The sequence below is a fragment of the Kutzneria sp. CA-103260 genome (assembly GCF_018263855.1).
Classification (GTDB): Bacteria; Actinomycetota; Actinomycetes; order Mycobacteriales; family Pseudonocardiaceae; genus Kutzneria.
On sequence record NZ_CP073318.1, the window covers coordinates 771,774 to 797,303 of the forward strand.

The 25,530-nt window shown below is 71.0% G+C and carries 28 protein-coding genes; 17 read left to right on the forward strand and 11 right to left on the reverse strand.

What is annotated here, in order from left to right:
- Positions 1 to 27: 27 nt before the first annotated feature.
- Positions 28 to 1,122: a glycoside hydrolase family 88 protein gene (locus JJ691_RS03290; RefSeq protein ID WP_211767316.1), complete on the reverse strand. Its 1,095-nt coding sequence runs from the start codon at positions 1,120 to 1,122 to the stop codon at positions 28 to 30.
- A 138-nt stretch (positions 1,123 to 1,260) separates the two neighbouring features.
- On the opposite strand from JJ691_RS03290, the gene JJ691_RS03295 reads away from it, so the two are divergent.
- The 4 genes from JJ691_RS03295 (at position 1,261) to JJ691_RS03310 (ending at position 5,647) form a co-directional block, all read left to right on the forward strand.
- Positions 1,261 to 1,833, forward strand: a complete 573-nt coding sequence (locus tag JJ691_RS03295) for a (2Fe-2S)-binding protein (protein WP_211767317.1) — start codon at positions 1,261 to 1,263, stop codon at positions 1,831 to 1,833.
- Between the two features lie 20 nt (positions 1,834 to 1,853).
- A complete protein-coding gene (locus JJ691_RS03300) occupies positions 1,854 to 2,792 on the forward strand; it encodes an FAD binding domain-containing protein (protein ID WP_249227651.1) in 939 nt (312 codons plus the stop codon).
- Entirely contained in the window at positions 2,789 to 4,948 is a 2,160-nt protein-coding gene (locus JJ691_RS03305; protein WP_211767319.1) for a xanthine dehydrogenase family protein molybdopterin-binding subunit, read from the forward strand. Before JJ691_RS03300 ends, JJ691_RS03305 begins: the two co-directional genes overlap by 4 nt.
- 69 nt (positions 4,949 to 5,017) lie before the next feature.
- A complete protein-coding gene (locus JJ691_RS03310) occupies positions 5,018 to 5,647 on the forward strand; it encodes a nitroreductase family protein (protein WP_211771244.1) in 630 nt (209 codons plus the stop codon).
- Here the strand turns inward: JJ691_RS03310 and JJ691_RS03315 are convergent, their stop codons facing one another.
- A complete protein-coding gene (locus JJ691_RS03315; protein WP_211767320.1) occupies positions 5,648 to 6,664 on the reverse strand; it encodes a reductase in 1,017 nt (338 codons plus the stop codon).
- 82 nt (positions 6,665 to 6,746) lie between these two features.
- Between JJ691_RS03315 and JJ691_RS03320 the strand changes: the two genes are divergently transcribed.
- The gene (locus JJ691_RS03320) at positions 6,747 to 7,538 is read left to right on the forward strand and encodes a hypothetical protein (protein ID WP_211767321.1); all 792 of its coding nucleotides are present in this window, start codon (positions 6,747 to 6,749) and stop codon (positions 7,536 to 7,538) included.
- A 38-nt stretch (positions 7,539 to 7,576) separates the two neighbouring features.
- Entirely contained in the window at positions 7,577 to 8,059 is a 483-nt protein-coding gene (locus JJ691_RS03325) for a MarR family winged helix-turn-helix transcriptional regulator (RefSeq protein WP_211767322.1), read from the forward strand.
- Between the two features lie 69 nt (positions 8,060 to 8,128).
- On the opposite strand, the gene JJ691_RS03330 is transcribed toward JJ691_RS03325, so the two are convergent.
- Entirely contained in the window at positions 8,129 to 9,580 is a 1,452-nt protein-coding gene (locus JJ691_RS03330) for a flavin-containing monooxygenase (protein ID WP_211767323.1), read from the reverse strand.
- Positions 9,581 to 9,738: 158 nt separating this feature from the next.
- Here JJ691_RS03330 and JJ691_RS03335 point away from each other — a divergent pair, with 158 nt between their 5' ends.
- The 6 genes from JJ691_RS03335 (at position 9,739) to JJ691_RS03360 (ending at position 15,969) form a co-directional block, all read left to right on the forward strand.
- Entirely contained in the window at positions 9,739 to 10,845 is a 1,107-nt protein-coding gene (locus JJ691_RS03335; protein ID WP_211767324.1) for an acyl-CoA dehydrogenase family protein, read from the forward strand.
- Complete coding sequence (locus tag JJ691_RS03340) at positions 10,842 to 11,807, forward strand: LLM class F420-dependent oxidoreductase (RefSeq protein WP_211767325.1); 966 nt, start codon at positions 10,842 to 10,844, stop codon at positions 11,805 to 11,807. The genes JJ691_RS03335 and JJ691_RS03340 overlap by 4 nt, the downstream gene beginning before the upstream one ends.
- Positions 11,804 to 12,262 carry a winged helix-turn-helix transcriptional regulator gene (locus tag JJ691_RS03345; protein WP_211767326.1) on the forward strand — a complete coding sequence of 153 codons (459 nt, stop codon included), beginning with the start codon at positions 11,804 to 11,806 and terminating at the stop codon, positions 12,260 to 12,262. Before JJ691_RS03340 ends, JJ691_RS03345 begins: the two co-directional genes overlap by 4 nt.
- Positions 12,263 to 12,433: 171 nt before the next feature.
- The gene (locus tag JJ691_RS03350; protein WP_211767327.1) at positions 12,434 to 14,029 is read left to right on the forward strand and encodes an MFS transporter; all 1,596 of its coding nucleotides are present in this window, start codon (positions 12,434 to 12,436) and stop codon (positions 14,027 to 14,029) included.
- Positions 14,030 to 14,122: 93 nt separating this feature from the next.
- A complete protein-coding gene (locus JJ691_RS03355; protein ID WP_211767328.1) occupies positions 14,123 to 15,244 on the forward strand; it encodes a S1 family peptidase in 1,122 nt (373 codons plus the stop codon).
- A 20-nt stretch (positions 15,245 to 15,264) separates the two neighbouring features.
- Positions 15,265 to 15,969, forward strand: a complete 705-nt coding sequence (locus tag JJ691_RS03360) for a YoaK family protein (protein ID WP_249227652.1) — start codon at positions 15,265 to 15,267, stop codon at positions 15,967 to 15,969.
- Here JJ691_RS03360 and JJ691_RS03365 read toward each other — a convergent pair.
- A complete protein-coding gene (locus tag JJ691_RS03365; RefSeq protein ID WP_211767329.1) occupies positions 15,959 to 16,720 on the reverse strand; it encodes a VOC family protein in 762 nt (253 codons plus the stop codon). The genes JJ691_RS03360 and JJ691_RS03365 overlap by 11 nt on opposite strands.
- A 121-nt stretch (positions 16,721 to 16,841) precedes the next feature.
- Here JJ691_RS03365 and JJ691_RS03370 point away from each other — a divergent pair, with 121 nt between their 5' ends.
- On the forward strand, positions 16,842 to 17,699 hold the full coding sequence (locus tag JJ691_RS03370) for a 1-aminocyclopropane-1-carboxylate deaminase/D-cysteine desulfhydrase (RefSeq protein WP_211767330.1): 858 nt from the start codon (positions 16,842 to 16,844) through the stop codon (positions 17,697 to 17,699).
- A 32-nt stretch (positions 17,700 to 17,731) separates the two neighbouring features.
- Positions 17,732 to 18,460, forward strand: a complete 729-nt coding sequence (locus tag JJ691_RS03375) for an SAM-dependent methyltransferase (protein WP_211767331.1) — start codon at positions 17,732 to 17,734, stop codon at positions 18,458 to 18,460.
- A 169-nt stretch (positions 18,461 to 18,629) separates the two neighbouring features.
- Here JJ691_RS03375 and JJ691_RS03380 read toward each other — a convergent pair whose 3' ends face one another.
- A complete protein-coding gene (locus tag JJ691_RS03380) occupies positions 18,630 to 19,568 on the reverse strand; it encodes a DNA polymerase domain-containing protein (RefSeq protein ID WP_211767332.1) in 939 nt (312 codons plus the stop codon).
- Positions 19,569 to 19,651: 83 nt separating this feature from the next.
- On the opposite strand from JJ691_RS03380, the gene trpM reads away from it, so the two are divergent.
- From trpM to trpA, 3 genes are read left to right on the forward strand one after another with little or no spacing between them, the layout of a single operon-like run.
- The gene (gene trpM / locus JJ691_RS52885) at positions 19,652 to 19,786 is read left to right on the forward strand and encodes a tryptophan biosynthesis modulator TrpM (protein ID WP_256449361.1); all 135 of its coding nucleotides are present in this window, start codon (positions 19,652 to 19,654) and stop codon (positions 19,784 to 19,786) included.
- A gap of 45 nt (positions 19,787 to 19,831) precedes the next feature.
- Complete coding sequence (gene trpB, locus JJ691_RS03385) at positions 19,832 to 21,037, forward strand: tryptophan synthase subunit beta (RefSeq protein ID WP_211767333.1); 1,206 nt, start codon at positions 19,832 to 19,834, stop codon at positions 21,035 to 21,037.
- Positions 21,034 to 21,795: a tryptophan synthase subunit alpha gene (trpA, locus tag JJ691_RS03390; protein WP_211767334.1), complete on the forward strand. Its 762-nt coding sequence runs from the start codon at positions 21,034 to 21,036 to the stop codon at positions 21,793 to 21,795. The genes trpB and trpA overlap by 4 nt, the downstream gene beginning before the upstream one ends.
- On the opposite strand, the gene JJ691_RS03395 is transcribed toward trpA, so the two are convergent.
- The 6 genes from JJ691_RS03395 to JJ691_RS03420 form a co-directional block, all read right to left on the reverse strand.
- A complete protein-coding gene (locus tag JJ691_RS03395) occupies positions 21,778 to 22,380 on the reverse strand; it encodes a cupredoxin domain-containing protein (protein ID WP_211767335.1) in 603 nt (200 codons plus the stop codon). The genes trpA and JJ691_RS03395 overlap by 18 nt on opposite strands.
- Entirely contained in the window at positions 22,377 to 22,760 is a 384-nt protein-coding gene (locus JJ691_RS03400) for a hypothetical protein (RefSeq protein WP_211767336.1), read from the reverse strand. Before JJ691_RS03400 ends, JJ691_RS03395 begins: the two co-directional genes overlap by 4 nt.
- 60 nt (positions 22,761 to 22,820) lie before the next feature.
- Positions 22,821 to 23,735 (reverse strand): cupredoxin domain-containing protein, encoded by a 915-nt coding sequence (locus JJ691_RS03405; protein WP_249227653.1) that lies wholly within the window; start codon positions 23,733 to 23,735, stop codon positions 22,821 to 22,823.
- 26 nt (positions 23,736 to 23,761) lie between these two features.
- Positions 23,762 to 24,694 (reverse strand): copper resistance D family protein, encoded by a 933-nt coding sequence (locus JJ691_RS03410; protein ID WP_249227654.1) that lies wholly within the window; start codon positions 24,692 to 24,694, stop codon positions 23,762 to 23,764.
- Positions 24,658 to 25,161: a hypothetical protein gene (locus JJ691_RS03415; RefSeq protein WP_211767337.1), complete on the reverse strand. Its 504-nt coding sequence runs from the start codon at positions 25,159 to 25,161 to the stop codon at positions 24,658 to 24,660. Before JJ691_RS03415 ends, JJ691_RS03410 begins: the two co-directional genes overlap by 37 nt.
- Before the next feature lie 110 nt (positions 25,162 to 25,271).
- Positions 25,272 to 25,529, reverse strand: a complete 258-nt coding sequence (locus JJ691_RS03420) for a PLDc N-terminal domain-containing protein (protein ID WP_211767338.1) — start codon at positions 25,527 to 25,529, stop codon at positions 25,272 to 25,274.
- Between the last annotated feature and the right edge of the window lies 1 nt (position 25,530).

A 25,530-nucleotide genomic window follows, 5' to 3' on the forward strand; every position in this document is an offset into this window, starting at 1 on the left:
GTCATACCGCGCAGACTAGCGGCAAGATCAGCAGCCGGGGGTCAGCTTCGCCACTTGCTGCCCGGCCATCAGGTAGGCGCCCACGCCATAGGCGGCGGTGTCGGTGGCCTTGACCGGCTGCGCGCCGCGCGGGCCGGAGGCGTCGCCCTGCACGTAGCCGAACAGCCCGCTGGGCTGCAAAGCCTTGGTGGTCAGGGCGTTCCACGCCTTGGTCACGGCCGGCGTGAACTTCTTGGCGTCCAGCACGCCGTTGTTGACACCCCAACCCATGGCGTAGGCGAAGAAGGCGGTGCCGCTGCTCTCCGGACCCGAGTGGTCGAAGGGGTTGAGCAGATCGGTGTTCCAGAACCCGTCGGATCGCTGGACCAGCCGAAGGGTATTGGCCATCTTCTGGAACACCCGCACGTACTCCGCCCGGTTCGGGTCGTCCTTGGGCAGCCACTGCAGCACGGTGGCCAGCGCGGCCATCGCCTCGCCGTTGCCACGGGACCAGAACTCCAGCGAGCCGACCTTGCCGGCGTCGTGGTACCAGAGGCCGGTGAGCTCGTTGAACAGCCCGAAGCCGCCCTCGCGCTTCTCGGTGTAGTGGAACAGCTGCTGGGCGGCCTTGATGTACTCCGGCTTGTTGTCCAGCACCGCCAACCGGACGAACTGCGGCCACGCCTGGTTCAGCGCGTCCACGGAGGTCCAGTACCTGGTGTTGCCGGCCTGCACGGCCGCCACCTCGTCGGCGACCCGCTGCCGCAGCGCGGCCAGGATCGGCGGCTCCGGGTGGAAGTAGGTGTACAGGTCCAGGTACGCCTCGCCGGCGGCCTCGTTCGCCGGGGCGAACTCGTTGGCCGGATCGGTCGGCAGCTGGTAGTTCAGGGCCTGGGCCCACGGCAGGGTCTTGTGGTTGGACTGGCCGCTGGTCAGCACCATGGCCAGGTTCCCGACGTGGAAGACGGCGTTCTTCCAGCTGGCCGAGGCCAGGTCGGTGCCGTTGGCCAGCCAGTAGTCGGCGGCGGTGTACATCGGCGCGACGACCGGGCAGGTCGCGGGCACGGTGTCGGCCGCAGCCTGTCCGACCAACACGGTCGTGCTCAAGGTCAGACTGGCGACCAACGTCGCAGCGACCCTCATGTCGTCCTCCTCGATCACGGGGACGCGGCGGTGCAGTCATCTCACTACGCACGTCGGTGACTGTCAATCGCGCGTGCTGCTAGCCTCACCGACAGTGACGTCGATTCCGCCGCGTCGACCACCATCCTGGGAGGTCGCATGGCTGGAAGTGTGTCCCGGCGCGGATTTCTGGGCGGCGCGGCGGCCGCGTCCGTGGCCGGCACGGTGGCACTGGCCCCTGGTCGGGCCTGGGCCGACGGCGCGTCGCCGGACCGGATTCAGTTGAGTGTCAACGGCAAGGCGTACGAGATCGACGCCGATCCGACGGTCACGCTGCTGGACGCGCTGCGTGAGCGACTGGGCATGACCGGCACCAAGAAGGGCTGCGATCGCGGCCAGTGCGGGGCCTGCACGGTGCATGTGGACGGCCGGCGGGTGGTGTCCTGCCTGACGCTGGCGATCGCCTGTGCGGGCAAGAAGATAACCACGATCGAGGGCATCGCTGACGGCGCGGCGTTGCATCCCGTGCAACAGGCCTTCGTGGACTGTGACGGCTTCCAGTGCGGCTTCTGCACGTCGGGACAGATCATGTCCGCCGTTGAGGTGGTGGCCGAGGGCACTGCTCGCACCGACGAGGACATCCGGGAGGCCATGTCCGGCAACATCTGCCGGTGCGGGGCCTACTCCAACATCGTGGACGCCATCAAGCAGTGCCAGGGAGGCCACCGGTGAAGACATACGGATTCGCCTCGGTGTCCAGTTTACGGCAAGCGCTTTCCGCAGGCGGCGACGGCACCTCTTTCCTGGCCGGCGGCACCACGCTGGTGGACCTGATGAAGCTGGAGGTGATGACGCCGGCCCACGTCGTCGACATCAACTCCCTGCCACTGCGCGGCATCCAGTGCACGCCGCAGGGTCTGCGGATCGGCGCACTGGAGCGGATGGCCGACGTCGCTGTGCACCATGAGGTGGCCTCGCGCTGGTCCATGGTGTCCACGGCGTTGCAGCTGAGTGCCTCGCCGCAGCTGCGCAACATGGCCAGCATCGGCGGCAACCTGTTGCAGCGCACCCGCTGCGACTACTTCCGTGACGTGCGCATGCCGTGCAACAAGCGCAAACCGGGCAGCGGCTGTCCGGCGGTCAACGGGGACAACCGGATGCACGCCATCCTCGGCACCAGCGCCTCGTGCGTGGCCACCCACGCCAGCGACCTGGCCGTGGCGCTGATGGCGCTGGACGCCTCGATCCGGTTGCAGGACTGGCACGGCGAGCGGGTCGTGCGGCTCGCCGACTTCTACCGGCTGCCCGGCGACACGCCGGCAGTGGAGAACCAGCTGCGGCCGGGCGAGCTGATCACCGAGGTGATCGTGCCGGCCTGCGACTGGCCGCAGACCTATGTCAAGGTGCGGGACCGGTCATCCTACGAGTTCGCGCTGGCCTCGGCGGCCGTGGCGGTGGACGTGCACCGCGGAGTGGTGCGGGACGCCCGGATCGCCGTCGGCGGCGTCGGCACCCGGCCGTGGCGGTTGCAGTCGGTGGAGCAGGCCCTGCGCGGTCGGCCGGCGACCGAGAACAGTTACCTGGAGGCGGCGAAGTTGGCGGTGGTGGGGGCAAAGCCGTTGGCGGACAACGGGTTCAAGGTGCCGTTGGTGCAGCGCACCATCGCGCGAGCGCTGGCAGGTGCGCGATGACTGTGTCACTGTCCCGAGTGGAGTCCCACCTCAAGGTCACCGGTGGCGCGGTCTACGCGGCCGACAACACCGCCACCGCCTACGGACATCTGCTGACCGGCACCATCGCGTTCGGCACCGTGACCACTATGGACACTGCCGCGGCGTTGGCCGCGCCGGGTGTGCTCGCGGTGTACACGCCGTTCAATCCGCTGAAGCTCTTCGGCTACGGCGACAACTCCACCGACGAGACCGCGCCGGTGTTGCAGGACAACAACGTTCGCTATCACGGCCAGGTGATCGGTCTGGTCGTCGCCGACACCTTCGAGCACGCCCGCGACGCCGCCTCGCTGGTCTCGCCGGTGTACTCGGCCCAGCCGGCCAAGGTGGACTTCGCCGCCGGTGTCCCCACCGCGACCCCGACCAGCAGTCCCGTGGCCGAGGTGCTGGCCCCTGGTGTCACCTCCATCGACGCTGCCCTGGCGGCGAGCGCGGTGACGGTGTCGGCCACCTACACAACCCCGCACCAGCACCACAATCCGATGGAGCCGCACGCGGCCGTCGCGGTGTGGACCGACGACCGGCTGACCCTGTACACGGCCACCCAGGGCGTGATGAACGTGCTCACCCATGTGGCGCGGGCCCTCGGTGTCGATCAGTCCAAAGTGCACGTCGTCAATCCCTATGTGGGCGGCGCTTTCGGCGGCAAGATCGGCAACTGGGCCCATGTCCCGCTGGCCGCCGCCGCGGCGCGGGCGCTGAGCCGGCCGGTGAAGGTGGCGATGACCCGCGAGCAGACGTTCGCCGTGTCGGGACACCGGCCGCCGTCGTACCAGACCGTGACACTGGGGTCGGCCCAGGACGGCACGCTCGTGGCGATCAAGCACGAGGGCGTGTCCGGCAAGTCGCAGTCCGGGCCGTCCATGGAGAACGTGGCCAACCAGTCGCTGACCACCTACGCCTCGCCGAACATCCACGTGACCCGGTCCTTCGTGCCGCTGGACGTGTCGGCGATGACCCCGATGCGGGCTCCCGGCGAGACGCACGGGGCGTTCGCGCTGGAGAGCGCCATGGACGAGTTGGCGTTCAAACTCGGCGTGGATCCGTTGGCGCTTCGGCAGAAGAACTATGCGACCAAAGTGCCCAACACCGGCAATCCCTGGTCCAGCAAGCATCTCGACGAGTGTTACCAGGCCGGGGCGGACGCTTTCGGTTGGGGCAAGCGCAATCCCGTGCCGGGATCGGTCCGTGACGGCGACTGGTTCGTCGGCCTCGGCGTGGCCACCGCCACCTATCCGGCCGGGCGCTCCAAGTCGACGATGAAGGTCCGGTTGCAGGCCGACGGCACCGCCGTCATCTCCGGCACCGGCGCCGACCTCGGCACCGGCCAGTTCACTGTCTTCGCCATCCTCGGCTCCCAGGCCCTCGGCATTCCCGTGGCGTCGATAGTCCCGGAGCTGGGTGATTCCTCGCTGCCGCCGGCAACTCCGGCCGGCGGCTCCACCTCGACGTCCAGCAACGGCCCGGCCGTGCTAGCCGCCGTCGACGCGGCGAAGTCCGCCTTGCTGACGCAAGCCGCGCAGAATCCGCAGTCGCCGTTCTACGGCAAAACCCCGACCTACAACGCCGGCCAGGTCAGCGCCGACGGCGTGTCGATGACCTTCGGCAGCCTGCTGACCGCCATGGACAGCCCGGCTGTCGAGGGCACCGCCGCATTGCCCAGCGGCACCCCCAAGGGCTACGGCTACCTGTCGTTCGGGGCCCACTTCTGCGAGGTTCGGGTCAACCGCTGGACCGGCGAGCCGCGGGTGTCGCGGTGGCTGACCGTGGTCGACGGCGGCACGATCGTCAACGAGAAGACCGCCCGCAGCCAGATCCTCGGGGCCGTGGTGATGGGCATCGGCGGCGCGCTGCTGGAGGACAGCCGGGTCGAGCCCGACACCGGCCGCTACGCCGGCGCCAACATGGCCGCCTACCTGGTGCCGGTCAACGCCGACATCCCGCCCGTCGACGTCCGGTTCCTCAACTACCCCGACACCGTCTTCAGCCCGCTCGGCGCCCGCGGCATCGGCGAACTGGGCATCGTCGGCGTGGCCGGGGCCGTCGCCAACGCCGTGCACAACGCCACCGGCAAGCGGGTCCGCGACCTGCCCATCACCCTCGACAAGCTGCTGTGAAGGCCGGCTACAGGCCACGTGAAGCAGCGGTGCCTGGACGCCGCTGGTAGTCATGGGGGCATGAGCGAAATGTCGGCGGAGACCGTCCTCACCACGACCAGGTCCGTGCGCAAGCGGCTGGACCTGACCCGGCCGGTGGACCTGGCCGTGGTGCGGGACTGCCTCACCATCGCGTTGCAGGCCCCCAGCGGCTCCAACCGCCAGCAGTGGCAGTGGATCGTCGTCACCGACCAGGCCCAGCGGGCCGCGATCGGCGAGGTGTACCGCAAGGCCTGCAACGAATACCTGGCCTCCGAGGCCGCCGCCGGCAAGCTGTTCGCCGACGACCTCGAGCGGTCCGCCGTGCAGCAGCGGGTGCACTCCTCCGTCGCAGCCCTCGCCGACACCATGGGGCAGGTCCCCGTGCTCGTGCTGCCCTGCCTGCGCGCCGCCAAACTGTCCTCCGGCAACCAGGCTGGCCTGTGGGGCTCTCTGCTCCCCGCCGCCTGGAGCTACATGCTCGCCGCCCGCACCCGCGGCCTCGGCACCGCCTGGACCACCCTGCACCTGAGCTACGAGTCCGAGGTCGCCGACATCCTCGGCCTGCCGTCCGACGTGCACCAGGCCGCGCTGATCCCCACCGCCTACTACACCGGCGACGGCTTCAAGCCCGCCCCGCGCCAGCCCCTCGACGAGGTCCTGCACATCGACCGCTGGTGATCAGGCGGCCGAGTCCCACGCCTTGAGCACCTGCCGTTCCTTCGCCGCTGCGAGGCCGAACGGCAAGGCACCGGCGACAGCGTGGACCCGGCCGCCGGAACGCAGCCAGTCCCAGGTGTCCCGGACGGAGTCGGTGAACGGTCGGATGCGTAGGCCGGCGGCCTTCGCGCTGGCCCCCGACACTGCCCAGAAGCCGGTGGTGCCCGGGCCGTCCGGGATCCACAGCGGAAGCTCGGCCCAGGGATGGACGCCTTGGGACAAAAGGAAACTCTCGTCCGTCCACACCGGAGTGACGGCCGATCCGGTGGCTTGCGCGCAGGCGTCGACCAGCTGGCCCATGGTGGTGTTCGGCTCGTCCGGGACTGCGTTGTGGAGGCCGCCGGCCCGGGCCTCGACCTGGTCCAGCACGAACGCGGCCAGGTCGCGCGCGTCGATCAGTTGCAGGCCGCGGTCGGGATCGCCGGGCGCGAGCACCCGGCCGCCCCGGGCGATTCGGTTGAGCCACCAGGGCAACTGGCCCACGTTGTCGTGCGGGCCGACGATCATGCCGGCCCGCACGACCAGACTGGCCTCCGGTCCGAAAGCCTGCGTGACCGCCAGTTCGCAGCCCCGTTTGCGCGCACCGAGCCGTGCCAGGTCGGCCGGGTCGCTGTCCTCGTCGGCCACGCCCGGCCAGGTCGCCGCCGACTCGTCCGTCCCCGGTGTGGTCAAGGCCTGGTAGACGGCGGTGGTGGAGACGAACGCGTAGAACGGGGCGGCCCCGGTCATGGCCCGCGCGGTGCGCAGCAGGTGAGCCGGCACCTGGCCGCCCGGGTCGAGGACGGCGTCGAAGGTCCGGCCGGCCAGCGGCCTGAGCCCGTCGTCGGTGGACCGGTCGCCGCGCAGCGCCTCCACTCCGTCGACATCGGGGCCGGTCAGTCCGCGGTTGAAGGTCGTGACCCGGTGCCCGCGGCCGAGGGCGTCGCCGACGATCGCGCGTCCGACGAAGGACGTGCCGCCGATGACCAGCAGTCTCATGGTTTCCTCCCCTGGTTGACAACAGATGTTGTCGAGGACGACCATGGTCGGGTCGTAAACAGATGTTGTCAAGGAGCCGCCGGTGTCGGATCTGTCCAACGAGCAACGCGCCGACCTGGCTGGCGCCGTCGAGCGACTGGCGTGGGCCACGGCGCGGGAAACCCTTGGCTCCGAAACAGATGCCGAGCCTCGGCAGCTGTGGCTGGCCACGCTCGGCTCACTGCTGGCCATCCGGGACAGTGCCGAGCGGTTGGCCGCCTCCGCCGCGCTCTCGGCTGCCGAACACGGCGCCGACTATCCGGCCATCGGCGCGGCCGCCGGCATGACCAGGCAGGGGGCCCGCCGCAAGTGGCCCGGCCTTGCCGGTCTGTCCGACGGTCGCCAGCGCAAGCTGACCTGGTGGGCCGCCCACGGTGACGAGTTCGTGGACTGCGTCCGGGCCGTGGTCGAAAGCCTTGGGGGACAGGCGGAACTTCCGTGGCTGGACAGCCTTCGCGTACGACTGGCCGAGATCGATGCCGCCTCGACCCTGCGTCTCGACGTGCTCGACCTGATGATGATCGACGCCCATGCCGTCGCGCTGAACGCCCCCGCCGACCCGGGCCTGGTCGGCCTCCTCGCCGCGCTTACCGCTGACTCGTATGCCGCGACCAACGGCCATTCAGCCCTGATCAGCCCGGCCGTCAAGGCCTGTGGCACCCGCGACTGCCCCTCGGAGCCGATCGTCGAACTGCTCGATGCCGGACATCCGGCGGTGCCGGCCTGCCGTCGGCACGCCGTCGAAGCCCTCCGGCGGTCGAGCCGCATCGTGACCGCCTACCGGCCGGACGTGGCACTGTCGGTGTTCGCGGAGGCGGCCGCCGAATGCCCGTGAAGTAGCTTGATTGTCAAGCGACCGGCTAGGGTGGCGGTATGTCGGATGACGTGCTCGCCGAGCTGGGCCAGGCCACGCAGGCATATCAGGCCGCGGTCGAGGACTTCGACCGGGAAGCGGCGCGGCTGCTCGGCGTCAACGGCACCGACCAGCGCTGCCTGGAACTGCTCATCACCGCCGGCGAGCTCACCCCGCGTGAGCTAGCGCGGCAGCTCAACCTGACCACCGGCAGCGTCACGGTGATGCTCGACCGGCTGGAGAAGCTGGACCTGCTGGCCCGTGCGCCGCACCCCACCGACCGGCGCAAGGTGACGGTGCGCGTCACCGAGTGCGGCGCTCGGCGTGCCCTCGACCTGATGACGCCGCTGATCGAGGAAGGCGGCCGCGAGGTGGCGGCGAAGTACAGCGCCGAACAGCTCGCGCTGGTGGTCGACTTCCTGCGCACCGTCACCGACATCCAGCGCCGGCACGTGGACCGCCTGCGCGACCAGCCCTCCCCACCCGGACGGAAGCAGCGCTAGGGCCGGGGATGCTGGGAAGGGGGCTTTCCTTGCGTTGAATGCCGGGAAAGCCCCCCTCCCCGCGGGGGATCAGACCCGGCCGAAGCGCATGGCGCGGTCGGCCACCGGGGTGAGGCTCAGGTCGAGGTAGTCGAGGATGTAGTTCTGGCGCGTCCGCCACGGGCGGCGCGAGCCCTGCTTGGGCAGGACGTTCTCGGCGCGTTTGATGTAGCCGGAGGTGAGGTCCAGGATCGGCCGGCCGTGGCCGGTGTCGCCGGCGGACAGGGTGGGTGTGCACACGGTGTACCGGCCGCGGTCCATGTGGTTGAGCAGCCGGCAGACGTAGCGCGAGGTCAGGTCGGCGCGCAGCGTCCAGGAGTTGTTGGTGTAGCCCACACACCACGCCAGGTTGGGCACGCCGCCGAACATCATTCCCTTGTAGACGGTCGTCCGGCTCGGGTCGACGTCGCGGCCGTCGACGCTGATCCGCAGCCCGCCCAGGGCGACCATCTTGAGGCCGGTGGCGGTGACGATGACGTCGGCCCGCAGCTCGCGGCCGGAGCGCAGGCGCAGGCCGTCCGGGGTGAACGTCTCGATGTGGTCGGTGACGATGCTGGCCCGCTTGTGCCGCAACGCCTTGAACAGGTCGCCGTCCGGCACCAGGCACAGCCGCTGGTCCCAGACGTTGTAGCTGGGCACGAAATGCGGGTCGACCGGCACGGCCTCGCCCAGCTCGGCGGCGGCCGCCTCCCGCAGCGTCTTGGCCGCCCGGTCCGGGAAACGGCGCATGAGCTGGTAGAAGATGGCGCCCCGCACCACGTTCTTCGTACGGGCCAGGCGGTGCGCGAGCTGTTCCGGCAGCACCTCGCGGATCCGGTTGGCCCACTCGTCCCGCTCCGGCCGGGACACCACATAACTGGGGGAGCGCTGCACCATGGTGACGTGCGCGGCCTTGTCGGCCATCGCCGGCACCAGGGTCACGGCGGTCGCGCCGCTGCCGATCACGACCACGTTCTTGTCGGTGTAGTCCAGATCCTCGGGCCAGGACTGCGGATGCACGACCGTGCCGCGGAAGGTGCCCTGGCCGGGGAAGTCGACGACGTGCCCGCGGTCGTAGCTGTAGTAGCCGCTGCACAGGTAGAGGAAGTTGCAGGTGAAGGTCACCGGCTCGCCGTCGTGCGTGGCCTCGACGGTCCATTGTCCGTCCTTTGTGGACCATGACGCGGCGACTGCCCTGTGGCGGAACCGGATCTTGCGGTCGATGCCGTTCATGGCCGCGGTGTCGCGCACGTACTTCAGGATCGACGGGCCGTCGGCGATGGCCTGCGGATTCGGCCACGGGCGGAACGGATAGCCCAGTGTGAACATGTCGGAGTCGGAGCGGATGCCGGGATAGCGGAACAGGTCCCAGGTGCCGCCGATCGCGTCCCGTGCCTCGAGAATCGTGTACGTCCGGCGCGGCGCCTGGGTGCGCAGCCGGTAGGCCGCGTTCACCCCCGACAGGCCGGCGCCGACGATCAGGACGTCGACATGTGTGGTCATCAGCCCACTCCCTCGCCCGCAGTGGTCTCCCGTTACGCACCGTACCGCTGATCTGCCATGTGCCAACTGGTCTCGGCCAACCGGTCTCGATGGTTGACACCGACGGTCGTCGGTAACAATATTGAACCGGTAACGGAACTGAACCGGTTGGAGGGCGCATGCTGTCGACTGCCCGGAAGGTCGCCGCCGTCGCGCGGGGCCTGGCCGAGGAGACCGAGCGGGGCCGGCAGCTGGCCCCCGGCCTCGTCGCCGAGCTGCGGGCCCAGGACCTGCTGCGCATCGGGCTGACCGCCGACCTCGGCGGGGCCGAGCCGACCGCCCACGAGATCCTGGAGACGGCCGAGACCATCGCCGAGGGCGACGCGTCGGCCGGCTGGTGCGTGTCCATCGCCGCGACCAGCAGCCTGCTCGGCGCGTACCTGCCGGCCGAAGGCGGGCGGGAGGTGTTCGGCGACCCCGGCTCGGTGGCCGCGGGCGTGTGGGCCCCGCGGGCCAAGGGCGAGGCGGTCGACGGCGGCGTGCGGGTCAGCGGCCGGTGGTCGTTCTGCAGCGGCGTCCGCCACTCCGACTGGATCTTCTTCGGCTTCGTCCAGGACGGCCGGATCCGCACCGCCGCGTTCCCGGTGTCGGAGCTGGAAGTCCTGGACACGTGGAAGACGTCCGGCCTGCGTGGCACCGGCAGCACCGACTGCGTCGCCAGGGATGTCTTCGTCCCGGATCACCGCGTCTTCTCCGTGCTCGACGGCCCACCGCCCGGATCCCGCACGCTGCAACGGTTCCCGTTGTTCGGCTTCTTCGCCGCCTCGATCGCCGCCGCCGCGCTGGGCAACGCCCGTGGCGCGATGACCGAGTTCACCGAGCTGGCGACCGTGCGCAAGCCGTCCGGATCCAGCCGCAGCACCGCCGAGCGGTCGGCCACGCAGAGCGCCTTCGCCGCCGCCGAGGCGTCGTTGCGGGCCGCGCGAGGCCTGTACTACCAAGCCATCGACGACGCCTGGGCCGCAGCCGCGTTGGACGAGCCCGTGTCCGTCGAGCTGCGGACCTCGCTGCGGCTGGCCTGCACGCACGCCGTGCGCACCGCCGCCGAGGTCGTCGGTGCCGTGTACGACCTGGGTGGCGGCTCCGCCATCTACGAGGATTCCCCACTACAGCGCCGTTTCCGGGACGCGCACACCGCCACCGCGCACTTCCAGGTCAACCCGGCCACTTTCGAGCTGACCGGCCGCCTGCTGCTGGGCCTGCCGACCGAGACGGCCCAGCTGTGAACGACATCGGCGTCGTCGCGCCGTACTGGCTGGACCGTCCGGACACCGAGGTCGTCGGCATCGCGCTTGAGGCTGAGCGCAACGGTTTCGGCACCATGTGGCTCGGCGAGATGGCCACCTACGACGCCTTTTCCCTGGCCACCGCAGTGGGTCTGCGCACCGAGCGGATCGGCCTGCGCATCGGTCCGCTGCCGATTTCCGTTCGCACGCCGGTGTCCGTGGCCCTCGGCGCTTCGTCCGTCGCCGACCTCGCACGGCCGATCGCCGGCATTGGACTCGGCGGCTCCAGCCCGTTCATCGTCAGCGGCTGGCACGATCGTCCCTGGCAGCACGCCGCCGGCCGGATGCGGGAGGCCGTCGGCGTCCTTCGGTCCATTCTGGACGGTGGTCGGGCCGACTTCGCCGGCGAACATATCCGTAGCAAGGGATTCCGGCTGCGACGGCCGCTGCCCGGGCTGCCCATCACCGTCGCCGCGTTCGGTCCGGCCATGACCCGGGTGGCCGCCGAGGTGGCCGACGAGGTCGTGCTCAACCTCGTGTCGCCCGAGCACGTCGCCTCCGTGCGTCGAACCGTGGACGCCCATGCCGCCGCTGTCGGCCGCACCCCGCCCCGGCTCGCCGTCTGGATTCTCGCCGCTCTGGAACCCGGTCCCGCGACTCTGCGCCAGGCCGCCGCCCAGACCGCCGTCTACCTGAGTCCACCCGGCTATGGCGAGATGTTCAGTGCCCTCGGCTACTCCTCGCTCGTGGAGCGTGCCCGGGCCGGCGAGCCACGCAAGACCCTCGCCGCCGACATCCCCACCTCGCTCATCGCGGCCGTCGGCGCTGTCGGCTCCAAGACCGAGGTGCTGGCCCGCATCGCCGAGTTCCACGCCGCCGGCGCCGACCACGTCGGCATCGTCCCGCCCACCGCGGAGGACCCCTGCGGCGCCCGGTTGCTCGCGGAACTGGGCCGCCGATGACCGCCGAGCAGGAGTTCCGGCACCGGTTCACCGCCGAGTCCGTCGGCCGCGCGCTGGAGCTCGTCGGAGAGCGGTGGACCCTGCTCATCCTGCGCGAGGCCTTCTTCGGCGTGCGGCGGTACGGGCAGCTCGCCCGCAACCTCGGCATTCCCCGGCCGACCCTGTCCACCCGGCTCAAGCGGCTCGTCGAGGCCGGGCTGCTGGAGAAGGTCGCCTACGAGGAGGACAAGCACGAGTACCGGCTCACCGACGCCGGCAAGGGCCTGTTCCCGGCCGTCGTCGCCCTGATGAACTGGGGTGACACCTACCTGCCCGCCCCCGCGGGGCCGCCGATCGTGTTGCGCCACAACGACTGCGGTCACCACGCCGACCCGTTCCTGGCCTGCCGGCACTGCGGCGGCGAGATCACCACCACCGCCGTCACCCCCGAACCCGGCCCCGGCTACCGCCCCTGAACCCCGGCGAGTCCCGCTCAGCGTCACAGCGAAATGTATGAATCCGTTTCACGCATTCGGTGTGACTGTGGGCGGGACTCGCCGGGGGTGACGGCGCGTGATCCGGTCGGGCGGGGGCGGCGACCAGTAGGTTGGTGGCCCCGCCCCGACCGCAGGCGAAATGAGCCGACCTTGGCCGCACCGAGCAGCACCACGTCCCCCTGGGCGCCGCTGGCCGCCCGAACGTTCCGAGCGCTGTGGCTGGCGCAGTTCGCGTCGAACATGGGCACCTGGGTGCAGTCGGTGGGCGCGCAGTGGCTGCTGCTCGACCACGGGCCGACGGTGGTGGCGCTGGTCCAGACGGCGGGCTCGCTGCCGGTGTTCCTGTTCGCGCTGCCGGCTGGGGTGCTGGCCGACCTGGCCGACCGCAAGCGCCTGCTGATGTGGGCGCAGCTGGGCATGGCGGTCGTGGCGGCGTTGCAGGCGGTGGCGACGTTCACCGGCGGCATGACGCCGGGACTGCTGCTGACGCTGACGTTCCTGCTGGGCTGCGGCAGCGCGCTGGTGGGCCCGGCCTGGCAGGCGATCCAGCCCGAGCTGGTGCCCCGTGAGCAGCTCAAGCAGGCGTCGGCGCTGGGCGCGGTGAACATGAACATCGCCCGCGCGGTCGGCCCGGCGCTGGGCGGCGTGCTGGTGTCGCTGGCCGGCGTCGGCTGGACGTTCGCGTTGAACGCCGTGTCGTTCGTGGTGATCCTGCTGGCGCTGCTGCTGTGGCGGCGGCCCCCGCAGGCCCGGCCGAACGAGACCGAGCGCGAACACGCGGTCGCGGCGGTGCGGGCCGGCGTGCGCTACCTACGGCACGCCCCGGGTATTCGGCGGATCCTGTTCCGCTCACTGCTGTTCGTGCCGGCGGCGTCGGCGCTGTGGGCGCTGCTGCCGACGGTCTCGGCCAAGGTCCTGCACCTCGACTCCAGCGGCTACGGCCTGATGCTCGGTGCCCTCGGTGTCGGGGCGGTCGCCGGCGCGCTGGGCCTGCCGGCAGCAGCACAACGCGTCAGCGGCACGGCGATGCTGATGGTCTCCGGGGCGGTGTTCGCCGCCGTCACAGCGGTGCTGCCGTTCTGCCCGAACGGCCTGGTCGCGGCCGGCCCGCTGATCTTGGCCGGGGCAGCCTGGATCGGCGTGCTGTCGACGTTGAACGCCGCGATGCAGCTGACCCTGGCCGGCTGGGTGCGCGCCCGCGGCCTGGCCTTCTACCTGATCGTGTTCATGGGCGGCCAGGCCTTCGGCGCGGCGATCTGGGGTGTCGTCGCCGGCTACGTGGGCCTGCCGATCACCATGTTCGTCGCGGCCGGGCTGCTGCTGCTCGGCGCCGCCACCGGCTGGTGGTGGCCGCTCTACGACGGCGGCAACCTGGACCGCTCGGTCGCCGCCAGCTGGGCCGACCCCTCGCTGGTTTTAGAACTCCGGCCGACCGACGGGCCGGTGCTGGTGCAGATCGAGTACCGGGTGCCCGACGAGAACGTGGACGACTTCACCCAGGCCATGACCGTGGTCGAACGCTCCCGCCGGCGCACCGGCGCGACCAGCTGGGGCCTGCACCGCGACATCGCCGACCCGGCCCTGTTCCTGGAGACGTTCCAGGTGCCCTCCTGGTCGGAGCACCTCGCCCAGCACCACTCCCGCTACACCGGCGCCGACCACGACGTGCTGGAGCGGGCCCGCCGCCTGGCCGAGGGCGAGCCGACCGTCCGGCACGCGCTGGCCGCCCCCTCACCGCCGGACTAGCCGAAAGGCGTAGGAGCGGGCCCACCACGGTCCGATGTCCGCGCACACGGCCCATTCCTAGCCTCGGAGCGGTCCGACGCTAGGAGGTTTCCCTTGATACGCAAGACCCTGACCGTGCTGGTCGTCGCCGCGGCGGCGAGCACGGTGGCGGCCGCGCCGGCGTTCGCGGTGTACGGCGGCCAGCCGACGCCCGATCCGGTGGCGGCGCCGTGGATGGTGACCATCGCGGTGAAGGGCGACGGGCCGCTGCCGCAGCGCGAGGAGTGCGGCGGGGCGCTGATCGCCCCGGACCGGGTGGCGACCGCCGGCCACTGCCTGGACCACGTCGACCCGACGCACCTGGAGCTGCACCTGGGCGCGGCGACGCTGTCCGCCGATCCGGGCCGCGTGCTGCCGTTCAAGGGCTGGTCCATCGACCCCGGCTACCGGCTGATCTCGTCGCCGGACGCGCCGGGCGACTTCGAGCGGTCCAGCGTGGCCAACGACATCGCGGTGATCCAGCTGGCCCAGCCGGTGCACGGTGTGCCGGTGCTGCCGGTGGCGACCGAGGCGCCCAAGATCGGGGCCGCGGTCAGCGTGTACGGGCACGGCCTGATCAAGCCGGTCGACCCGGCCAACCCGCAGGCGTCGATCGGCGACGTGCTCCAGCGCGGCGACCTCAAGGTCATCGACGACCAGGCGTGCCAGGCGGCGATGCCCGGCATGGTCGATGCCCCGTCGGTGCTGTGCACGCGGGCCACGACCACGGTGTGCTCGGGCGACAGCGGCGGGCCGCTGGTGGAGCGGACCGCCTACGGGCCACGACTGGTCGGCATCGTCAGCTTCGCCGGCGAGGTCCTCGGCAAGCAGTGCGGCCAGGACGGCTACGCGGACGGCTTCGCCGACGCCGCGGCGTTGCGGCCGTTCGCCACCCAGCCGCATCCGACACTGGCCCCGATGCCGGCGGCGGAGCCGACGATCGCCGGGACGAAGGCCGCCGGCTCGACGCTGACCTGCCAGTCGCCGAAGTGGACGGCCGGCACGCCGGACAAGGTCGACTACGCCTGGTACCAGAACAAGGTCGAGCCCGACGGCTTCGAGCTGTACCTGCCGGTCGACGGCACGACCACACCGACGCTGGCGGTCACCGCCGACCTGGCGAGCCACAAGATCCAGTGCGGCATCACGGCGAGCACGGCCGGTGGCACGGTGCTGCTGTACGGCGGTCCCGCGTAGTCGTCTGCCAGGATCGGCGGGTGCCCCAGCGCGTGTGGAACGAACTCGCCCGCGGCGACAAGCATGGGCCGTTGCCGGTGCTGCTGATCCTGCTGACGGTGGCGACCGGTGTGGTGGACGCGGTGAGTGTGCTGGCCCTCGGCCGGGTGTTCGTCGCCAACATGACGGGCAACGTCGTGTTCGTGGCGTTCGCGCTGGCCGGGGTGCCGGACTTCGCGCTGGCGGCGTCGGTGCTGGCGTTGCTGGGCTTTCTGGCCGGCGCGTTCCTCAGCGGCCGGCTGGCCCGGCGGCACACGCACCGGGGTCGGTTGCTGCGCAACGTCGCGCTTGTTGAGTTGGGGTTGGCGACAGTGGCGTTCCTCCTCTCGTTGCTGACCGTCGGCGACGCCTCGACGACGGCGCAGGCCGCGTTGCTGGCGATCGCGATGGGCCTGCAGAACTCGACGGCCCGGCGGCTGGCGGTGCCGGACCTGACGACCACGGTGCTCACGTCGACGCTGTCCGGGTTCGCCGCGGACAGTCGACGTCAGGGCCGGGTCGCGGCGGCCCGGCGGGCGCTGGCGGTGTTCGCGATGTTCCTGGGCGCGCTCGTCGGGGCGACGCTGGTGCTGCTCACCCGCGCGGCGTGGGCGCTGGCCGCCGCGATCGTCCTGATCGGACTGGTCGCGGCGGTGAGCGCCGTCCGCAGCCGGGGCGAAGCGCCCTGGCACACCGTCACATCGTGAGCTTGATGACCGAGAAGGCCGCGCCGTGCGGGTCCATGAGCACGGCGAACCGGCCCTGCGGGATGTCGGTCGGCGGCACCGCGACCGAGCCGCCGAGCTCGGTGCACTTGGCCACGGTGGCGTCGGTGTCCTCGACGGCGAAGTACACCATCCAGTGCGCCGGCAGCTCGGCCGGGAAATTGTCGCTGTCCATCTGCATCATGCCGCCGACGGGCGCGTCGTTCAGCATCCACGAGGTGTACGTGACGCCGCCGTTGTCGCTGTCGTCGTGACCCCAGCCGAAAACGCCCTCGTAGAAGGACTTCGCGCCGGCCGCGTCGCGGGTCAGCAGCTCGTTCCAGCTCAGCGCGCCCGCCGTGTTGAACACCGTCGCGCCGGGCATGGTGCCCGGCTGCCACACCGCGAACACCGCGCCGCCGGAGTCCATGAACATGCCCATGCGGCCGTTCTCGCCGACGTCGCCGGGGGCCATCAGCACCTTGCCGCCGTTGGCCTCGACCTTGGCCGCGGTCTCGTCCGCGCTCTCGGTGATGACGTAGGTGGTCCACACGGTCGGCTGGTCCGGGCTGAACAGCGGGCCCGCCCCGGCGACCGGGTCGTCGCCGAGGTTGAAGATGGTGTAGCCGCCGAACTCCGGGCCGCCGGTGTGGGCGGTCCAGCCGAACAGCTGGGTGTAGAAGGATCTGGTGGCGTCCAGGTCGGGCGAGCCGAGGTCGATCCAGCCGGGCACGCCCGGTGCTGCTGCGCTCATGATGCGTGGCTCCTCATGATCAGCGGGGCGGCGGGGGCCGTCCCGACACGTGAGCATCGTCGCAGCGGGGTCTGACATTTCGCCTGCCGACGACACGAGCGGGTGGTCGTAGAGTCGCACCGTGCAGGTTCCCTCCCCGCTGACCGAGCTGCGCGACGAGCGGCTTCGGGCCAGGGCCGTCCGCCTCTATCTCAAACGGGACGACCTGATCAGCCCCGACCTGCCGGGCAACAAGTGGCGCAAGCTCAAGTACAACCTGATCGCCGCCCGCGAGCGGGGACACGACACGCTGCTCACCTTCGGCGGCGCCTACTCCAACCACATCCGGGCCACCGCCGCGGCCGGCGCGCGGTTCGGGTTCGCGACCATCGGCGTCATTCGCGGCGAGGAACACCGGCCGCTCAACGGGTCGCTGTCCCAGGCCGTTTCGCACGGCATGCGACTGACCTATATGGACCGTGCCACCTATCGTCGCAAGACCGATCCCGACGTTCTCGACACGCTTGCCGCCGAGTTCGGCGACTTCTACCTGCTGCCCGAGGGCGGCACGAACACGTTGGCGTTACGGGGTTGCATGGAGCTGCCGGCCGAGATCGCCCCCGATTTCGACGTGCTGTGCTGCGCCTGCGGCACTGGCGGCACGCTGGCCGGCCTGGCCGCCGGCCTGCGGCCCGGCCAGCGTGCGCTCGGGTTCTCGGCGTTGAAGGGCGGCGAATTCCTGGCCAACGACGTCCGGCGGCTGCAGATCGAGGCGTTCGGGGCCGAGACCGGCAACTGGTCCATCGATTTCGGCTCCCATTTCGGCGGTTACGCGAAACGCACCCCCGAGTTGGACACGTTTGTCGCCGATTTCCGGGAACGGCACGACGTCGCGCTGGACTGGGTGTACGTGGCGAAGATGCTGCACGGCGTGTTCACCCGGGTCGACGCCGGCGAATTCCCCGAGGGCAGCGCCGTCGTCGCCGTCGTGACCGGCTGAAATCCGGTTGCGGTCGTCGGGACGCTGTGAGGGTGACGCTGCCTCCACTGCACGAGGACCTGGTCTTCCACGGGCCGATGTCCTCCTCCCGCGCCGACCTGCTTGTTCGCTCGCTGGGGCGGCTCGCCGGCCAGCACGTCGTCGACCTCGGCTGCGGCTGGGCCGAACTCCTGCTACGCACCGTCACCGCCGGCGCCAGCGGCCACGGTGTCGACCTGGACGCCGAGGCCATCGCCCACGGCCGGAAGCTGGCCTCCGAACGCGGGCTCACCGACCGGGTGACCCTGGAGGTCGGCGACGCCGGCGCGTGGTCGGGGAAGGCCGACGTGCTGATCGTCAACGGCTCCACCCAGGTCTTCGGCGGCGATCCCCTGACCCACACCGCGAACGCCCTCGAAGCCGGCCGCCGCTTCCTGCGCCCCGGTGGCCGTCTGCTGCTCGGCGAAGGTTTCTGGGAACGCGAGCCCACCGCCGCCCAGCTGGCCGCCATGCCGGTTCCGCTTGAGCAGTACGGCACCGTCGCCGAGCTCGTGGATCTGGCGATGGAGCACGGTTATCGCCTGCTGTGGCTGTCGCAGGCCAACCAGGACGAGTGGGACGAGTTCGAGTCCGCCCACGCCGTCGCCCGGGAGCGCTGGCTGCTCGCCCATCCCGAGGACACGGAGGTACGGCAACGCGCCGACCAGCAGCGCGAGTGGCGACTCAAGGGCTGGCGCGGCGTGCTGGGCATGGTCTACCTGACCCTGGTGCTGCCGGCCTGAGCAGGCCCCCGAATCAAGCCTACGCGGCGAACCTGGCAGCCCCCGCCGCCACGATTTACTGCCACATGTGGTCCACATGTGGCTCTGGGAGTCGAATGTGGTCCACATGTGGCTTTCGGATGTGGCGGAAAGCGGGGTTCGGTGTGACGGAGAGCGGGACTCGCGGGGGTTAGGGGCGGCGGGCGCGGGCGCGGCGTTTGCCCTCGTGCATGGCCTGGACGCGGGCGACGGGGATGGTGTGGCCCTCGGCGATGAGATCGGCGGGCAGGGTTTGGGGCGCGGGCATGGAATCGGCCCAAGGATCGGATGAGCCGAGCAGGTCGGGGGCGGTGCGGATGGTGAAGTCGGCGGGGGTGACGTCGTCGAGGGCGTCCCAGGAGACGGGGAACGACACCGGCACGCCGGGGCGCAGGCGGGGACTGTAGGTGGCGGCGACGGTGGCGCCGCCAGCCCGGGTGGAGTCGAGGAAGACCTTGCCGTGTCGGTCCTCGACGATGAAGGCGGTGGTGGCGAGCTGGGGATCGAGGCGTTCGGCGCGGGCGGCGACGGCCCGGGTGGCGGCGGCGACATCCTCGCCGCCAGCCGAAGAGTCGACTGGCACGAAGATGTGCACCCCCTTGGAGCCACTGGTCTTCACAGCGCCGCTGAGCCCGCAGTCGGTGAGGGCCTGGCGGATGAGGTGGGCGGCCCGCACGACGAGACCGAACGAATCGCCGGCGGGCGGGTCGAGGTCGAGCACCATGTGGGTGGGACGGGCCCACTGGTCCAGCTGGAACAGTGTGGGGTGGTACTCGACGGCCCGCTGGTTGGCGAACCACAGCAGGGTCCGCCGGTCGTTGCACAGCGCGTACGAGATCTCACGCTTGGACGCCTCGGCCCAGATCGGCTGCCGCCGCACCCACGGCGGGGTGTACTTCGGCAGGTTCTTCTGCATGAACGACGGCTGGTCGCGCAGCGCCCGGATCACCGACAGCGGCCGGTCGGCGAGCACCGGCACCAGCCGGGTGTGCACGGCGTCGAGGTAGTCGACCAGGTCGCCCTTGGTGGCGTCGGCCCCGTCGAACAGGGGTTGGTCGAGATTGGTCAGCGCGACACCGTCCCGTTCCATGGCACCACGATCCCCGCGTCGGCCCGCCCCGGCAACCCGTGACCGGTTGTGTCGCTGTCGGTCGCCGTATTACCCTCCGCCTCGTGACGAACGACGTGCGCTTCGGCGGGGCCCCGCGGGGCTCGCGCTCGCCCGCGCGTCGGATCAAGGGCCGCCGGGTGCGGTACCACATCGGCTGCGAACCGGGGCAGGTCCGCGGGATGCGATGGCACGGCTGACCAATCGTCGGCCCGCTTTCGTTCACCCGTAAGGACAAACCCCATATGGACACCTTCTTCCACCCCGCCGAAGGCGACGGGACGGGCGTCTTCGGCCGCTTCGGCGGCCAGTACGTGCCCGAGGCCCTGGTCGCCGCCATCGACGAGCTCGCCGCCGCCTACGACAAGGCCCGCACCGACGAGGACTTCGCCGCGGACCTGAACAGCCTGCTTGCCGACTACGCGGGCCGGCCAACGCCGCTGACCGAGGTCCCGCGCTTCGCCGAGGCGGTCGGTGGCGCGCGGGTCTTCCTCAAGCGGGAGGACCTCAACCACACCGGCTCGCACAAGCTGAACAACGCGCTCGGGCAGGCGTTGTTGGCCCAGCGCATGGGAAAACCGCGGATCATTGCCGAGACCGGGGCCGGCCAGCACGGTGTGGCCACCGCGACCGCGTGCGCGCTGCTGGACATCGAATGCACCGTCTACATGGGAACGTTCGACACCGAACGACAGGCGCTGAACGTGGCCCGCATGCGCATGCTCGGGGCCGAGGTCGTCGCCGTGCCGACCGGGGCCGGCACCCTCAAGGACGCCACCAACGAGGCGTTCCGGGACTGGGTGGCCAATGTGGACACCACGCACTACCTGTTCGGCACCGCCGCCGGGCCGCACCCGTTCCCGACGATTGTCCGTGACCTGCAACGGGTTGTCGGCGTCGAGGCGCGGGAGCAGATCCTGCGCCGCACCGGCCGGCTGCCTGACACCGTGCTGGCCTGCGTCGGCGGCGGCTCCAACGCCATCGGCGCTTTCCACCCGTTCCTGGACGATCCCACCCGGTTGATCGGCTGCGAGGCCGGCGGCGACGGCGTCGCGACCGGCCGCCATGCCGCCGCCCTCGCCGGTGGACGAATCGGTGTGCTGCACGGCTCCCGCTCGTACTTCCTGCAGGATGTCGACGGTCAGACCGCCGAGACCCACTCCATTTCCGCCGGGCTCGACTATCCCGGCGTCGGCCCCGAGCATTCACATCTTCGGGACGCCGGCCGTGCCGAGTACGTGCCGGTCACCGACGCCGAGGCCATGGACGCGATGCGGCTGCTCGCCCGCACCGAGGGCATCATCCCCGCCATCGAATCCAGCCACGCCCTGGCCGGCGCCATCAAGCTGGGGGCCGAACTGGGTGAAGTGGTGCTGATCAACCTGTCCGGCCGTGGGGACAAGGACATGGACACGGCGGCGAGCTACTTCGAGTTGGTGGGGGAGAAGTGAAGACTCTCGTCGGCTATCTCACCGCCGGCTTCCCGACCGTGGACGACAGCGCCCGGGCGCTGATCGCGATGGCCGAGAGTGGTTGCGACGTCCTGGAAATCGGACTGCCCTACACCGACCCGGTGATGGACGGGCCGGCGATCCAGGCGGCCAGCACGGCGGCGCTGCGCAACGGGACCCGGACCGAGGACGTGCTGCGGGTCGTCGAGCGGGTTGCGGCCAGGACCGGGGTGCCGGTGCTGGTGATGACGTACTGGAATCCCGTTGAGCAGTACGGGATCGAGCGGTTCGCGGATCGGCTCCACGACGCTGGCGGGGCGGGCTGTGTGTTGCCGGACCTGCCGGTGCAGCACTCGCAGCCGTGGCGGCAGGCGGCCGGAAGTCGGGGCCTGGACAGCGTGTTCATCGCCGCGCCGAGCTCGACGGACCGGCGGGTGCGGGAAATCGCCGAGGCCAGCACCGGATTCGTGTACGCGGCGTCGACCTTGGGCGTGACGGGGATGCGGTCGGGCGTGGGCGGATCGGACCTGGTGGCCAGGATCCGGGCGGTGACCGAGCTGCCGGTGTACGTGGGATTGGGCGTGTCGAGCGGCAAGCAGGCCAAGGAAGTGGCCAGTTTCGCCGACGGCGTGATCGTGGGCTCGGCGATCGTGCGTCGGATGCTGGACGCGCCGGACGCGGACACCGGGATCGAGAGCGTGCGGGAACTGTGCCGGGAGCTCGCCACGGGAACTCATCAGCTACTCAGCCGGACGTGAGGCGATCAGCAGCAGGCACAGTGTCGCCACCGCGGCGACGAGGCCGGCCACCAGCAGCATCGGATCCAATGTGGACTGTTCGGTCGGGGCCATGGCCTGCATCGCCTGCGGGGAGTCGGAAGTAGCCGGCGCGGTGGTGGTGGGCGGCGCGACTGCCGTGGTCGGCCGGATGACCTCGACGGGCGCGCCCGCGGTGGCCGGCCGCCGCGCCGCGGTGGTGGCGGCGGCGGTGGTGGGCCGCGTCGTCGTCGGGGCTGGGGCGAGGACGGTGATCTGGGCCTTCATGTCGGGGTGGATGGAGCAGATGTAGGAGTAGGCGCCGGGTTGGGTGAAGGTGTAGGTCCACGACTGGCCGGTGGACAGCGTCGGCGAGTGCACCGAGACGGGGCCGCTGGTGGTGGTGACGTCGTGCGGCGCCTGATCCTGGTTGGTCCAGGTGATGGTGTCGCCGACGTGCACGGTGAGCGCGGCGGGGGCGAAGGCGTACTGGGCCATGGTGACGGCCTGACCGGCGGCGGCCGATATCGGCGCCAGCAGCGTGAGCAGGGGAAGCACCAGCAGCACGGAGAGGAGTCTGCGGGTCATCGGGTGAACTCCATCGCGGTCTCGATCCGGAGCCGGCGGCGGCCGGACGCCACCGCCGTGCCGGTGGCGGCGACCACCAGGCCGTCGTCGTCCACGTGCACGACGCGAGCCGTCAGCCGAAGGGTGTGCCGCCGGCCGCGCAGGTCGAGCCAGCCGGTGACGCGCATCCGGCGCCGCCGTTCCACGGTGACAGTGGCGGTGATCAGGTCGGTCAGCGTCAGCGTGGTCTCGTCGCCGATGGACAGGGAACCGCCGTGGGTGGGGATCCGGCGGTGCAGCAGGGGAAACGGCGTCCGTTCGAGGACGCAGCCGGCGAGGCGGTACGTGCCGGTCGGCGGCAGCGTCGCGTCGCCGACCGGCAGCACTGCGGTGTCGGGCATGGACGGGTCCTTTCGACGAGATGGACCGCAGCGGGCGACGCTGGCCGCTGCGGACCGGAATCAGCAGGTCAGCTGGTTGAACACCGGCTCGAGCATGTTCTCCACGAGCACGGTGTGCGTCTTGACGTACTGGTCGACGTTGAGCAGGTCGCTGACCTGCTGCCCGAGCGACTCGTCGAGGTGGGCCGCCTTCAGGTGGGCCAGGAACGGCGTGAGCACGTCCTTGACCGTCTGGTCGGCGTCACCGTTGAGGATGGGGGTGAGCATGTTCTCGATCAGCACGGTGTGGGTCTTGATGTACTGGTCGAGGTCGAGCGCGTCGCTGACCTGCTGGCCGAGCGACTCCTCCAGGTGCGCGGCCTTGAGGTGGGCGATGAACGGGGCCAGCGCCTCCTTCACCGCGCAACCGCTGCCCGGCGTGGAAGTCGGCATGGTCATCGTGGTCGTGGGCGCGGTGGTCGTCGGCGGCGGCGTTGTCGTGGTGGTGGGCGGGGGAGTGGCGCCCTGGACGGTGACGCTGGCCTTCATGTCGGGATGCACGGCGCAGTAGTACGAGTACGTGCCGGCCTGGGTGAAGGTGTAGCTGAACGTCTGACCCTGTTGCAGGGTCGGCGAGGCGAACATGACCGGACCGCTGGACACGGTGACGGTGTGCGGGGCGGTGTCCTCGTTGGTCCAGGTCACGGTGTTCCCGGGCGCCACCGTGATGCTGGCCGGAGTGAAGGTGTAGTTCTTGATGTCCACGGCGATCGCCGAGGATTCGGCGGCCGGCGAGTACTGGGCGACGGCGGCTTTCTGCGCGTCCACGACGGAGGCGGGCAGGGTCGCGGTCTGCGCGGCCGGCTCCGGGCTGGTGGTGCGCTGGTCGTCGGCGCGCAGCGAGGTGAGCGCGAAGACCGATCCGGCGACGGCGAGCAGGGCGAGCGCGGGCAGCAGCAGGCCGCGTCGGCGCGCCGGCAGGGGTGGTTGGTCCACTTCGGTTTTCCTTTCCCGGTGGGGCGTCAGCGGCCGGGACTGGCCGTGACGAGAACGCTCGCGGCGACCAGCACGAACACCACGAGCACGGTCTCCGCGGTGACGGAGTAGATGAACGGCCGGACCGTGCGCACATCGCCGCGCAGCACCACGGCGAAGTCCAGCCGCCGGCCGACCCAGCTCTTGCTGGCCTGGGCCGCGGCCAGCACCACGGCCAGCACACCGATCTTGATCAGCAGGATCCGGCCGTAGTCGGTGCGCAGCAAGGCATCCACCGACCCGAGCGAGTGCCAGGCCAGCACGACACCGGCCACCACGACCGCGGCCACGCTGACCATCGCCAGCCGGGAGTAGCGGGGCACCACCCGGGCCAGCTCGTCCGGACGCCGGCGGGGCAGCACGCCGAACAGCAGCACCGCCAGACCGCCGATCCACAGCGCCATGCCGAGCAGGTGCACGAGGTCGGCGAGTTCCACCAGCACGGTGCCGGCGTCGGACGTGTGCCCGGTCAGGCCGACCGCTCGCAGCAGGCCCAGCCCGACGGCCAGCGCGCCGATCCGCCACGCCGGCGATCGAGCAGCGGTTTCCTTGCGCTGCAACAGGTCCGCCAGCACCACGCCGCCGAGCAGCCACAGCAGCGCGATGGCCAGCCACGCCCGGCCGAAGTCGGTGGCCAGCACGCCCGCCACCAGCGGCCAGCCGATCGGGCCGCCGCCGGCCCACACGCCCTCCAGCACGATGGTCGCGGCCGCGCCGGCGACGCCGAGCAGCCAGCCGATGGTGATCACGCGCCGGACGGCGCGCACCGCGCTGCCGGTCGGCCACAGCAGGGCGACAAAACCACTGCCACCGAGGAAAAGCGCGATGCCGAGGTAGTCGACGAGCCTGGCCAGCACGTACCAGGACCGTGCCGCGTCGACGTTCACCGAGCGGTGGTGGTCGTCGTGACCGTCGGGCACGAGCCCAGCAGCGTGTCCACCAGCGGCGGCAGGCCGATGCCCGACACCACCGGGCCGAGCAGCGGAAGTCCTTGCACACCAGTGGTGAGCGAGTCGACGACCAACGGCGCCAGGCCGGGCGTGCAGGTCGGCCCGGTGGTGCTCGTCGTGGCGCCCGGCGTTGTCGTGGTGGGGGTGGTGGGTGCCGCCGTGCCGGTCACGGTGGGCGCGGGTGTCGAGGTTGTCGTTGCCACGTAAGGGTTGTCGACGGGGCCCGAAGAGCCCGCGGACTGCTGCCCGTCTCCGGTCTGATCAACGCCGCCGCCGGCCTCGGTGGCCGGCGGCGGGGGAGTGCCGGTGGTGACCGGCGGCGCCGCCACGGTGGTGCTGGTGTGGTGCAGGCCGAGGCCGGAGGCGAATCCCAGGACCACGACCACCGAGCCGACCAGGCTCGCCGCCACCACATGCTCGCGCCGTAAGGAGTACACGTGTCCGCTCCCCGCTGCCGCCCGGCGGACGGAGCGGACTGCTCCGTTCGTTCGCCGTTGTGCGCGTCACAGTGGAGCAGGGGTGGACGGGACAGGTAGTGACCAAGCCGTCACTGATCAGTAAAGCCGACCTCACCGTCGTGAAGATCGCGTTGTGCGGAGCGCCGGCGGCCCCAGCCGAAGTAGGCCACCGGGCCGAAGAAGTTGACGCCGATCGCCAGCGTCCACGCCCACTTGGGGCCGCGGACCCGGGCCGCCGGGCGGATCGCGAGATCCAGCCAGGCGGCCAGGGCCAGCACGATCTGAACGAAGCCGAGGGCGACCAGCTGCCGCCGCCGGTGCGGGCTCAGGTCGTTCCACCGCGCCATG

What these genes read in the sequence shown, in the direction of transcription:
- JJ691_RS03395 (WP_211767335.1), bottom strand. Translation starts at nt 22,380, where the DNA reads ATGACCCGCAGACTCCTCTCCGTGCTGCTGGTGCTTCCCCTGCTCACG.
- JJ691_RS03315 (WP_211767320.1), bottom strand. Translation starts at nt 6,664, where the DNA reads ATGAGACTGCTGGTCATCGGCGGCACGTCCTTCGTCGGACGCGCGATC.
- JJ691_RS03400 (WP_211767336.1), bottom strand. Translation starts at nt 22,760, where the DNA reads ATGCCCGACACCGCAGTGCTGCCGGTCGGCGACGCGACGCTGCCGCCG.
- JJ691_RS03325 (WP_211767322.1), top strand. Translation starts at nt 7,577, where the DNA reads ATGTCGGATGACGTGCTCGCCGAGCTGGGCCAGGCCACGCAGGCATAT.
- JJ691_RS03420 (WP_211767338.1), bottom strand. Translation starts at nt 25,529, where the DNA reads ATGGCGCGGTGGAACGACCTGAGCCCGCACCGGCGGCGGCAGCTGGTC.
- JJ691_RS03305 (WP_211767319.1), top strand. Translation starts at nt 2,789, where the DNA reads ATGACTGTGTCACTGTCCCGAGTGGAGTCCCACCTCAAGGTCACCGGT.
- JJ691_RS03380 (WP_211767332.1), bottom strand. Translation starts at nt 19,568, where the DNA reads ATGGAACGGGACGGTGTCGCGCTGACCAATCTCGACCAACCCCTGTTC.
- JJ691_RS03345 (WP_211767326.1), top strand. Translation starts at nt 11,804, where the DNA reads ATGACCGCCGAGCAGGAGTTCCGGCACCGGTTCACCGCCGAGTCCGTC.
- JJ691_RS03335 (WP_211767324.1), top strand. Translation starts at nt 9,739, where the DNA reads ATGCTGTCGACTGCCCGGAAGGTCGCCGCCGTCGCGCGGGGCCTGGCC.
- JJ691_RS03295 (WP_211767317.1), top strand. Translation starts at nt 1,261, where the DNA reads ATGGCTGGAAGTGTGTCCCGGCGCGGATTTCTGGGCGGCGCGGCGGCC.
- trpB (WP_211767333.1), top strand. Translation starts at nt 19,832, where the DNA reads ATGGACACCTTCTTCCACCCCGCCGAAGGCGACGGGACGGGCGTCTTC.
- JJ691_RS03365 (WP_211767329.1), bottom strand. Translation starts at nt 16,720, where the DNA reads ATGAGCGCAGCAGCACCGGGCGTGCCCGGCTGGATCGACCTCGGCTCG.
- JJ691_RS03330 (WP_211767323.1), bottom strand. Translation starts at nt 9,580, where the DNA reads ATGACCACACATGTCGACGTCCTGATCGTCGGCGCCGGCCTGTCGGGG.
- JJ691_RS03290 (WP_211767316.1), bottom strand. Translation starts at nt 1,122, where the DNA reads ATGAGGGTCGCTGCGACGTTGGTCGCCAGTCTGACCTTGAGCACGACC.
- JJ691_RS03310 (WP_211771244.1), top strand. Translation starts at nt 5,018, where the DNA reads ATGTCGGCGGAGACCGTCCTCACCACGACCAGGTCCGTGCGCAAGCGG.